The organism is Leifsonia sp. HAY1-4F (genome assembly GCF_056755275.1).
On the sequence record NZ_JBNDHX010000738.1, the window covers coordinates 1 to 230 of the forward strand.

Genomic DNA, 230 nt, shown 5'->3' on the forward strand with positions numbered 1-230 from the left:
TGGTAATATTAACACAGAATTTATTAACGGAAAAGGACAAGTCGTGATGGCTCGTAAGTCTGCAGCCCTTAAAGCTGATACCTATTATGTTTATAACAAATACAATCAGCTTGCGGCGATCATCTCTCCTCTTGCAAGTGCACAGGCGTTGAATGGGGCAGCTCTTGATAAGCTTTGCTACCAATATAGATACGACAGTAAAGGAAGGTAGGTAGAAAAGAAATTGCAGG

General features: G+C 40.9%; 1 protein-coding gene. It reads left to right on the plus strand.

What is annotated here, in order from left to right:
• Positions 1-211: hypothetical protein (locus tag ACPYOG_RS21165; RefSeq protein WP_481295999.1), on the plus strand; the 211-nt coding region annotated here is incomplete at its 5' end.
• Positions 212-230 lie beyond the last annotated feature (19 nt).